At 40.1% G+C, this 11,125-nt stretch carries 10 protein-coding genes; 4 read left to right on the top strand and 6 right to left on the bottom strand.

What is annotated here, in order from left to right:
- The first annotated feature begins 187 nt into the window (after positions 1-187).
- Together nhaB and dsbB are read left to right on the top strand one after the other, a co-directional pair.
- Complete coding sequence (nhaB, locus tag WSC_RS0119325; protein WP_016957606.1) at positions 188-1,777, top strand: sodium/proton antiporter NhaB; 1,590 nt, start codon at positions 188-190, stop codon at positions 1,775-1,777.
- A 121-nt stretch (positions 1,778-1,898) separates the two neighbouring features.
- The gene (dsbB, locus tag WSC_RS0119330) at positions 1,899-2,432 is read left to right on the top strand and encodes a disulfide bond formation protein DsbB (protein ID WP_016957607.1); all 534 of its coding nucleotides are present in this window, start codon (positions 1,899-1,901) and stop codon (positions 2,430-2,432) included.
- Here the strand turns inward: dsbB and WSC_RS0119335 are convergent.
- The 3 genes from WSC_RS0119335 to fadI form a co-directional block, all read right to left on the bottom strand.
- Entirely contained in the window at positions 2,422-2,670 is a 249-nt protein-coding gene (locus WSC_RS0119335; RefSeq protein ID WP_016957608.1) for a hypothetical protein, read from the bottom strand. The genes dsbB and WSC_RS0119335 overlap by 11 nt on opposite strands.
- A gap of 157 nt (positions 2,671-2,827) precedes the next feature.
- The gene (fadJ, locus tag WSC_RS0119340; protein ID WP_016957609.1) at positions 2,828-4,984 is read right to left on the bottom strand and encodes a fatty acid oxidation complex subunit alpha FadJ; all 2,157 of its coding nucleotides are present in this window, start codon (positions 4,982-4,984) and stop codon (positions 2,828-2,830) included.
- Positions 4,984-6,294: an acetyl-CoA C-acyltransferase FadI gene (fadI, locus tag WSC_RS0119345; protein WP_016957610.1), complete on the bottom strand. Its 1,311-nt coding sequence runs from the start codon at positions 6,292-6,294 to the stop codon at positions 4,984-4,986. Before fadI ends, fadJ begins: the two co-directional genes overlap by 1 nt.
- A 254-nt stretch (positions 6,295-6,548) precedes the next feature.
- On the opposite strand from fadI, the gene ppnP reads away from it, so the two are divergent.
- Both ppnP and WSC_RS0119360 read left to right on the top strand, forming a co-directional pair.
- A complete protein-coding gene (gene ppnP, locus WSC_RS0119350) occupies positions 6,549-6,830 on the top strand; it encodes a pyrimidine/purine nucleoside phosphorylase (protein WP_016957611.1) in 282 nt (93 codons plus the stop codon).
- Between the two features lie 408 nt (positions 6,831-7,238).
- The gene (locus WSC_RS0119360; protein WP_016957613.1) at positions 7,239-8,270 is read left to right on the top strand and encodes a hypothetical protein; all 1,032 of its coding nucleotides are present in this window, start codon (positions 7,239-7,241) and stop codon (positions 8,268-8,270) included.
- An 18-nt stretch (positions 8,271-8,288) separates the two neighbouring features.
- Here WSC_RS0119360 and WSC_RS0119365 read toward each other — a convergent pair whose 3' ends face one another.
- From WSC_RS0119365 to WSC_RS24455, 3 genes are all read right to left on the bottom strand, one after another.
- Complete coding sequence (locus WSC_RS0119365) at positions 8,289-8,879, bottom strand: outer membrane beta-barrel protein (protein WP_016957614.1); 591 nt, start codon at positions 8,877-8,879, stop codon at positions 8,289-8,291.
- Between the two features lie 38 nt (positions 8,880-8,917).
- On the bottom strand, positions 8,918-9,391 hold the full coding sequence (locus WSC_RS0119370) for a hypothetical protein (RefSeq protein ID WP_016957615.1): 474 nt from the start codon (positions 9,389-9,391) through the stop codon (positions 8,918-8,920).
- A 29-nt stretch (positions 9,392-9,420) separates the two neighbouring features.
- Positions 9,421-11,125, bottom strand: a 1,705-nt coding sequence (locus tag WSC_RS24455; protein WP_040395207.1) for an ABC transporter permease, incomplete at its 5' end; no start/stop codon positions are given.

Consider the following 11,125-nt stretch of genomic DNA (forward strand, 5'->3'; position numbering starts at 1 on the left):
CTTTATCAAAATGTTAACTTTTTATGAAATCAAGTTTAAAAAACATATAAAAAAGTAAAATAAAGAATATTTTTTCACTGAATGGTTGCTATTTAAGCCAATTTCTATTTTAATCTCGCCGCGAATTTTTATTCACCATAATGGAATATATTTTTAAATCACACACCTTCTATGAGGAATAAAGCACATGATTTACACCATGCCGCAAGCGCTGGTTAAAAACTTCTTGGGCCAAGCGCCTGAGTGGTACAAATTTGCAATTATTGCTTTCTTAATCATCAATCCAATTTTATTCAGTATCTCACCTTATATAGCAGGTTGGGTATTGGTCATTGAATTTATATTCACTTTAGCAATGGCGTTAAAGTGTTACCCGCTCCAACCTGGTGGACTGTTGGCAATTGAAGCAATTGCCATTGGCATGACATCTGTAGATCACGTAATGCATGAAATTCAAACCAATTTAGAGGTTTTACTCTTATTGGTATTTATGGTTGCAGGTATCTACTTTATGAAAAGCCTGCTGCTGTTAGCCTTTACCAAGCTACTATTGCGTGTTCGCTCTAAAATGCTGCTGTCATTGGCCTTTGTATTTTCATCTGCCGTTTTGTCGGCTTTTTTAGATGCTTTAACTGTAATCGCAGTAATCATTTCTGTTGCAGTTGGTTTCTACTCGATTTACCACAAAGTTGCATCCGGCAAAGATTTCTCAGCTAAACACGACCACACCAGTGACGAAAAAATAGAACCTTTGTCACACGAGCAACTTGATCAATTTCGCGCATTTTTACGAAATTTATTAATGCACGCAGCCATTGGTACAGCGCTCGGTGGTGTAACCACTATGGTAGGTGAACCACAAAATTTAATTATTGCTGACAAAGCCAGCTGGGGTTTTGCTGAATTCGCCATTCGTATGTCACCTGTTACCTTGCCAGCTCTCTTCTTCGGTTTATTAACCGCAGCATTAGTCGAACATTTCAAAGTATTTGGTTATGGCGCGGAACTGCCGCAAAAAATACGTACAATTTTGACTGACTACGATAAATACCAAGATCAAAGAATGACCAAAGTCGACACAGCAAAATTTTGGGTGCAAGGCATTATCGCTATTTGGTTAATTGTCGCTTTAGGCTTTCATCTAGCATCAGTTGGCTTAATAGGTTTAAGTGTAATCATTTTTGCCACTGCATTTTGTGGTGTCATTGAAGAACATGCTATCGGTCACGCCTTTGAAGAGGCACTGCCTTTTACCGCGCTATTGTGTGTATTTTTTGCAATTGTCGCCGTTATCATAGACCAACAATTATTTATTCCTGTCATTGAATGGGTATTAACCTTTGAAGGGCGCAATCAATTGGCGGTGTTTTATTTAGCCAATGGTGTCTTGTCTATGGTTAGTGACAACGTATTTGTTGGTTCTGTATACATTACTGAAGTTAAACAAGCTTTATTAAATGGACACATTACTCGCGACCAATTCGATTTATTGGCTGTTTCTATTAACACAGGTACGAATTTACCGAGTGTTGCGACACCAAATGGTCAAGCTGCATTCTTGTTTTTATTAACGAGTACGCTGGCTCCATTAGTGCGACTGTCATACGGCCGTATGGTGTGGATGGCATTGCCGTATACTTTGGTATTAACCATAGTGGGTTTAACCTTCACATGGGCATTTTTACCAGAAGCGACCGATGTACTATACGACGCGCATTTGATTGAACACCATGCGGAAGTTGAATCTGGTGATGTTGAGTCATCCACTCATCATTAAGCGGATCGAATAAATTAAGTTTAAAAAGCTAGTTGAGATTTCAGCTAGCTTTTTTTTTGCAACTTATTGCATAATCACTACTCATAATTGGAATTGCACAAATCCTCCATGGAGTCTTTTTTTGAAACAATTTATTCAGCTCGGACAAAACCTTAGTCAACAACGCCTTTTTTGGATATTTTTAGCCAGTAGCGTATTCGCGCTCGAAATTGCCGCATTAGTTTTTCAATATGGTTTGGGTTATGAGCCTTGCATAAAGTGTATTTATCAAAGGCTGGCGTTATGGGGTGTCTTTGTTGCGTTATTACCAGCCTGTATTTTCCCACAATCCAAGTTAGTTAAATCAGTCAGTTGTTTATCCGCCGCTTTTTTTGCTGCTTGGGGTGCAAAAATTGCCATTGAGCATGTTGGTTTGCAAAACGCGCCAAACCCACTTTTTGCTTTTTGTGAGATGGTGCCAAATTTTCCAGAGTGGTTTGCTCCAGATATTTGGTTTCCTGCGCTATTTGAGCCTAGAGGCGATTGTAATGCGATAGATTGGACGTTTATGAGCCTGTCTATGCCACAGTGGATGCAGGTTATATTTATTGGTTACGCGGCGCTTGCTGTTGTGTTGTTTGGGTTAACGCAACTTAAAACAAAGACTACTTCTTAACTTTTTTCGCTTTGCGCTGCTGTTGCAGTTTTTTGATAAATTGTTTTTCTTGGTATTTGCACCAAATACGGCTAAATACCGAAATAACACCAACCAGTAACACGACAAACCACAAAATTGGGCTCATAAAGGGATTTTGGCTATGAGCCCCATCTAACCAAGATTGCCCTTCATCAAATAACCAGATAAATCCGAATGCAATAGCTAAGACTAAACCAGCCGTTAACAGTCCAACCATAATCTGAGCAATAAAAGTACGCAGTTGAATTAGTTTAATAATGTGTATTCCTGTTTATTGGCTGTTCGCTGGATTCAGGATATATGTGGGGCTAATACGAGAGAAAACAAGTGGGTTTAGCCAACAGGCTAAACCCACACTGTGGATCGGATAAGCTTTATGCGTGATCAGAATAGAAAGATTTACCTTGAGCTTCGTAATCTAACAAGATCTGCGCAGGTTCAAAGCGGCTCCCAAAACGAAGTTGATAACTTTGTAAACGCTCAACTAGGTTTTCAATGCCATAGCTATCCATATAACGGAATGGGCCACCTAAGAATGGCGGGAAACCAATGCCAAATATAGCGCCAATGTCACCGTCTTGAGGTGAAGCTATAATGCCCTCTTCCAAACAGCGTGCTGCTTCATTAAGCATTTGAATAATACAACGCTCAACGATTTCTTCTTGATTAAGTGTTTGTGCAGCATCAATCGCTAACAAGTCATAAATGCTTTCGTCGATAATGCTTTCTTTACGCAAAAGCTTTTTAAGTGGATTGGATTTTTGGTAGTTGTAAAACCCTTTGCGGTTTTTCTTACCTTTGCGACCATCTTCCAAAATACGTTGGAATGCTTTTGGAGCTTTGAAACGCTCACCTAAATTTTCGGTTAAAATAGGTATGATTTTAGTGCCTACATCAATGCCCACTTCATCTAACAATTTAAGTGGACCAACTGGAAAACCAAATTTAACTAAAGCGCGATCTATGACATCAACAGGCTCGCCTTCCAATAAAATTTGTGCAGCTTCATTAATGTATAAAGCCAAAATTCGGTTTACATAAAAACCAGCACCATCTTTTACCACAATTGGCGTTTTGCCTTGTTTACGCGCAAATTCGATAACACTAGTGATGGTTTCTTCACTGGTTTTTTCATGTGGAATAATTTCTACCAAAGGCATTTTATCTACAGGTGAAAAATAGTGTAAACCCACGACATTTTCGGGGCGTTGCGCCTTTTCGCCAATTTGCGTTATTGGCAACGACGATGTGTTAGATGCAAATATGGTGTTTTCATGGCAGTTGTTTTCTACCGCCTCAACCATTTGTTGTTTAAGAGCTAAATCTTCAAATACAGCCTCAACAACAATGTCGCGGTTTTTAAAACCACTCCAATCGACTGTACCAGTCAGTTTATTTAAATCTTGCTGCATTTGCGCAGCAGTTATAAAACGACGTTTAACTTTTTGGCTTAACAAATCGTAGCTATATTTGAGCGCGTGTTGAATGCCTTCTTCACGAATATCTTTAATACGTACTGGAAAGCCAGCTTTAACCGCACTGACATAAGCAATGCCGCCGCCCATTAAACCGCCGCCTAAAACTCCAACTTTTTCACAACTACGGGCTTTATCTGCATTGGCTTTAAACTGTTTTTTCTGCTCAGTTGTGGTTAAAAATAAATGGCGCAATTGAAAGCTTTGCGGCGTTTGGCACAACTCGGCAAATCCACGCGCTTCAGTTTGGTATCCTTGTACTATGCCATTTTCAATACCAATACGCACAGCTTCAATAATGCGCGCCGGTGCTGGATAGTTGCCTAATGTTTTCTTTTCAACCGCTTTTAACGCTTGGTCAAACAAAACACCACGACCGAATGAATTGGTTTCTAATGCTTTGCCGACTAAATTAAGTTTAGCTTTCGCAGCAGCCGGTTTACCTGCCATTACGCGATTTTTCGCAACGTCTAATAAAATAGAGTTAGGTACAACATCATCGACTAAACCCATTTTTAACGCTTTTTTCGCACGCACTTGTTTGCCGGTTAACATCATGTCTAATGCGTTTTGAATACCAACCAATCTAGGTAAACGCTGTGTACCACCACTACCAGGCAATAAACCTAATTTAACTTCAGGTAAACCCAATTGGGTTTTTTCATCATCTGACGCCACACGGTAATGACAAGCCAAACTAAACTCTAAACCACCACCTAAACAAACACCATGAATTGCTGCTGCAAATGGCACGTGTGATTTTTCAACACGAGCAAATATCGCTTGGCCGCGGCGTGCCAGATCTTCAGTTTCATCAATTGTGGTGCAAGCCGAAATCATATTAATGTCAGCACCAGCAATAAAAGAATCTGGCTTGCCACTGGTCAACACCACACCTTTAAGTTCGCGATTACTTTCAATTTGGTTAAGGATAATTTCAATTTCATCCATGGTTTGGCCAGACAATACATTCATGCTTTCTTCTGGCACATTCAACGAAATAACCGCAACCTTGTCCTTATCGATACTCATTGAGAAATGTTGAAGTTTACTCATTACACTGCCTCCACAATCATAGCTGCACCTAGTCCACCCGCAGCACAAGCTGTGGTTAATCCTAAACCGCCACCTCGGCGTTTTAACTCACGTAAGGTTTGGGTAATCATACGCGCTCCTGTCGCGGCAAACGGATGGCCGTAAGCGATAGAGCCACCATTAACATTAAACTTGTCCATATCTATTTCACCAATTGCTTGGCTTCGATTTAGTTTTTCTTCTGCAAACTTTTTGCTGCCAAACATCTTCATATTCGCCAAAGTTTGTGCGGCAAACGCCTCATGCATATCTACTAAATCTAAATCAGATAACTGCATACCCACTTTATCCAATACTTTAGGTGTTGCATATGACGGCCCCATTAACATGTCTTCCCACACATCAATTGCGGTAAATGCGTAACTGTGAATGTAACCTAAAATTTCTAATCCGAGCGCTTTAGCTTTTTCTTCATTCATAAGCAGTACAGCAGCCGCTCCATCCGTTAATGGCGTTGCATTTGCCGCGGTAACACTGCCATATTTTCTATCGAATACAGGGCGCAATTTAGCGTAAGAATTTAGCTCAGAATTTGCTCTAACATTATTATCTTGTTTTAAGAAACATTTATAAGGCTCTGGGTAAGCTGTCATTACTTCATCATCTAACAAACCATCAGCCCAAGCTTTGCCGGCTAACGTATGCGACCTATGCGCAAGCTCATCTTGTGCCTGACGAGTTATGCCATGGGTTTTAGCCATTTGTTCAGCAGTTTGTCCCATACTCAAACCTGTAGAATACTCTGCGACAGCTGGCGGTACTGGTGCTAAATCTTTTAAGCGTAAGCGTTTAATTATGTTTAAACGTGCGCTTAAACTGCGCGCTTTATTTAAATCAACTAACATTCGTGCAAGGTTTTTCGACACGCCAATAGGTAATACAGAAGATGAATCAGCTCCACCTGCGATACCACATTCAATCGTGCCTGCCATAATAGACTCAACCACATTAGCCGCCGCTTGAAAGCTGGTTGCACAGGCTCGGGTAACACTATAAGCGTCTGTGTGCACATTCATGCCTGTACCTAAGACAATTTCACGTGCAATATTTGGCGCGGCAGGCATTTGTACAACTTGCCCAAAAACAACTTGGTCTATCCATTTTGGATCAAAGTCGTTTTTAACCATCATTTCGTTTACAACCATTTTTGCTAAATCGAGAGCTGGTACGCCGTGAAACTCGGTCGCTTGTTTAGCAAATGGGGTTCTTAAGCCGGAAACAACTGCAATACGTTTTCCGCTTGATGTAATGCAAGGTGATGCTTTAGACATGTCGATTGCCCTTTTAAGGTGTTGGCTATAATTTTTAGATTTAAGAGGTCAGACCTGTTAATCCATTAATCGATTCTATTTCTTTATTTACAAATTTAAAACACTTGTTTGAATTTTTCCATGACTGATTGATTAAATTGAGCATTATTTGCGTTGACACAGTGCGATAAAGCGCGAAAACCAAGTTTTAAGTGTAATTTTAGTCTAGTCAGATTAAAATGCTGCGTTTTTAAAATCTAACCAAGAGAAAAACTATGTTTGATGTAAATAGCTATTTCGACGGTAAAGTAAAATCAATTGCTTTCCAAGGCGAAAAATTACCAGCAACAGTTGGTGTTATGGCAGCTGGCGACTACGAATTTGGTACAAGCCAAAACGAAGTTATGACAGTAATCAGCGGTGCGTTAACTGTGTTATTACCAGGTTCAAGCGACTGGCAAACTTTTACCGCAGGCCAATCATTTGATGTTGCTGCGAACCAAAAATTTGGTGTTAAAGTTGCGCAAGACACTGCTTATTTGTGTACTTATGAGTAATAATCACTAAGTGCAAGCTAATACCCAAGTGATTTTGCTTGGGTACGCCCCTCCATAAAACTTACATAAAATACCCACATAATATACTCGCCATGCAATAGCAGCTTAAGTTTGCTAAAATCACCCAGGGCCTGTTGAACTTTCGAGTACAATTTTGCAGCAGTTTGTTTGGTATTTATACAAGGCATAGCGATTGAGGTGTAGTGGGCTACATAAATGAGCTATAACGCAGAAGAAATACCAAACAAACGCTGCCCTTCGGGTTCGTCCTAAATGCTTTTTACTCTTTGTTGCAGCATTTTGACTTAATCCATTAGGCCTTCAATGCTGCGCCTTGATTAAAAAGCATTTAGTTAGAACAAAATTTGTCCACGAGAGATCAACAGGCCCTAGCAAGCTGGAGGATACATGAAGTTATTATATTGGTTAGATGATTGGCTAACCCAAAGCCCAGAGCAACAACAAGCCAAATTACCTTATACGGGTGACGACTTACTGGGTGATGTGTTTGTTAAATACAATTTTGTTGACCTGAATAAACCATTACTTTTTACCTTCTCTCCTGCTGGCACCAATTTACAAGAGCAAGATTTACACCAAGACTACAACCCATGGGGTTACAAACTCGCCCGCTCGCAAAACGTCAATATTATTGCTTTCCAACATTTAGGCCGGAGTAATTGGTTTCGCAGCCGCAATTTAATCTTCTTTATCGAACAACTGGCTGAATTACTCACACCATTTAAACAAAGATTAGGTTATGGATTAAGCCGCGGTGGTTTTGGCGTTGGTGCATTTGCTAACCTGCTAAAGCTTGATCAGGTATTACTCTTTCATCCAGTAAGCACCAAAAACAAAGATAAAGTACCTTGGGATCAGCGCTCTAGCACAGACATAGCCCAACAATTTGATTGGCAAGGTGATTATCACGACCTGGATTTGGGTCATGCCAAAGGTTATATAATTTACGATCCGACCAATTCGACCGACAGACAACACGCCAAGCGTTATCCACAACTAAATCATTTACGCGTATACGGTATGGGCCATGGTACTCACGCAACTTACCTAACTAAATTTGGTTTTTACAAACAAGTCGCGATCGACTTTATTGCCAATCAACAAATAGACGTTGCTGCATTTCGCCAACAAACCCGCACACTGCGCTTTAAAGAGGACTATTACAAAAAACTCAATAAAGCCAATGCAAAATCTGAGCATAGACTTGGCTTATTAAGTAAAGCGCACCAAATTCTGTTAGATGAAAAAGAAGAACATATTCAAGAACATCAAGCGCAAATTGATGTGCAACCTTTGGTTGAAATAGCGCTTAAACATGAAGAAGAAAATCCTCAAGACGCGATTCAGCTGTTAGAAGTGGCGCAACAATTAGCGCCGGATGATCCTCTGATTGATCACAAGTTAAAACAGCTTAAATAACCATTAAGCTATATGGCATTAAAAGTTATAGCCAAGACTTATAGTGATATTGTGTGATTTATATGCAGAAAAGTCCGCACTTTTCGCATTAAAGCGGAAGCTAGAATAGTCTAAACCCATGTAAATGTTCTGGGTAAATCTTCTTTCTATACCCAATGAATAATAACTGCCTAAACCACTAGTACTAGCTGATTGTTTCTCTGTTCGTTTTGGATTGGCAACATCCGATTGCCAAGGCAGGGTTTGGCTGTAGTTTTGTTGTTGCAACTGCGAATATGCTAAACCTAAACGCAAGTTTAATGAGTAACTCGTAGAGATTTCGGTGCTACCTTTTATGCCAAAACTGGTAGCGGTATAACGCTCAACGTCAGTGTGCAAAGAGGTATCGCCTTCTTCGTCGTATCTGCCTTCCACTTGGCTATAACCTAGTTCAAACGAAAGCAAGTGATTATATGCATAGGCTGCTCTGGCACCATATAATGAAGCAGGTTCTAAAGTGGATTTTTCGCTACTTAACGAACCTCCATATAATAAATCGACTGAAAGATCCGACTCAGCGTAAACTTTAGGTGCAAATGCTAACACAGCAATAACTATCCCTGTTTTCAATTTATTCTCCGTTTAAAATGTTGAATGAAAAGGATTATTTAACCTGAACTAGCGCGAGATTCTAATGTAGATAAAACTTTATTTAAAGCATTTTGGTTAATATGCTCAATTTGGGTGATGCGAATAAACGCAAAGCGCCCTTGCATTAAATTTTTCAGCCATTCACCTTGTTGTTTGGCAGATTCGTTCAATGCAAGTTCAAACACCACAGTAACTTTGCCATGAGCATCAGTTACCACGGCATCAAGCGCTTTTTGCTGACAGTATTTTTGCAACGCTTTGTCTTTTACATCCAACAACTGACTAAGTAAGACATCTTGATGAACATGATATTGCTCGCCCAACATCTGCTTTAATAACAAAGTCAGTTTGTGTTTAGCGGACAGTTCCAAAACGTCTTTAGCTTCTGCTTGGCTAAACTTGAGTGAGCCTCGCGTTTGGTTATACACCTGCCAAAGTTTGACACCTACAAGCAAACTAACAAATACCGCAACTACAATTAAAATTTGCATAAAACAGCCAACTAAATTTTTTTCAACATTTACGACAGCGAGCGCAACAAGGCTTGGGTATTAATTTGCATCATACGCCAACAGCTCATTAAACCTAAACAACCGACAAGCACAGCTCCGGTAATTATGCCAACTAACCAGTATTCAAGGTGGAAACTCGCTTGCATTTTAAATACTTCAGTTTGCAGAATATACAAAGCAACCTCATTGGCAAGCGCGGCAAACAAACCAGCCAAAGCACCGAGCACCACAAATTCTATTAATACACTGGCGCGTAAAAACTGCGAAGATGCACCAAGCGTGCGTAAAATAACTAACTCTTGTTTACGCTCAAACATACTCGCTTGAGTTTGCGCGACAAATACCAGAATACCAGCACAAACCACTAGAATTAAAATAAACTCAACCGCAAGCGATACTTGTTGAATAATCTCACGAATTTGCTGAATAATCGCATCAACGTCTATCAAACTGACGCTTGGATAATTCATCAACAAACCTGACAATTCTGGCTTTTTATCACTCGGCACGTAAAAACTGGCAATATGCGTTGCTGCAAAATCTTGCATTGTTTTTGGGTTAAAAATCATAAAGAAGTTAGGTTTCATCGACTCCCACTTGACAGTACGAATACTGCTAATGATTGCGGTAAACTCAATGCCACCAACATTGAAAGTCAGCTCATCACCTAAGTTTAATTTCATACGTTCAGCGAGTCTTTGTTCAACCGAAACATGATTTTGTGCTTGCTGCTCTGCTGGTAAATCGCTGAACCAAGTACCCTGCACTATTTCATTTTCATCGGGTAAATCCGCTCCAGCAGTTAAGTTGAGCTCGCGGCCAATTGAACGCGGTGCATCTTCATCTGCCACTTGCTCTTCTTCTTTACTCACTCTATCTCGAACAAACTCACCATTAATAGCGATTAAACGCCCGCGAGTAACAGGGTAAGTTTGCTCAATTTGAATGCCTTTTTCAGCGAAGTCTGCTTTGAAGTTTTCTATGTCAAAATCATTTACGTTAATCACAAAATGATTGGGCGTTTGTTCTGGTAGCTGCGACTGCCACTGGGCTAATAAATCGTTGCGTAATACCAGAACAATTAACAACAGCTCAATCGCCAAAGTAAAACTAATTAGCTGCACACTATTAGAAGTTGCGCGACGATATAAACCCGCAACTGCAAGTTTAAACGCACTACCTGCATTAGCGCCTGCTTTGCGGCTAGTCCAAATAGTGCTGCGCGCCAATAATAATAATACTAAGGTGATGCCACCAGCTGACAGCAATAAAGCTAAACTGAGTTTAATATTTTGGCTATAAATCCACATTAATAAGAAAATTGCCAATGCAGAAACCAGCCAATTTAACCAATCTTTCGCTTGAAAGCCTTCAATATCGCGGCGTAATACGCGAAGTGGCGGAATGGCAAAAAGTTTTAATAACGGATAAACCGAAAATAACGCCAAACTAATAGAGCCAGTTAATACCGCGAGCCACCATGGGCGCATCCCCACTTGCGGAATTTGTTCAGGTAAATATTCAGCCAATAGCTGCATAATCACAATTTGCCCGACATAACCTATGCTCAATCCCAGCACAATGCCGATAACCATTAATGAAACCAGTTGGCTGTTAAAAATCCATTTAATTTGTTTGGTTGAACCACCAAGTGTTTTAATTATCGCAACTAAGTCAAAATGGCGCTCACAAAAACGGCTAGCCGCAACAGCT

This window comes from Catenovulum agarivorans YM01 (assembly GCF_000281085.1).
Lineage (GTDB): Bacteria > Pseudomonadota > Gammaproteobacteria > Enterobacterales > Alteromonadaceae > Catenovulum > Catenovulum agarivorans.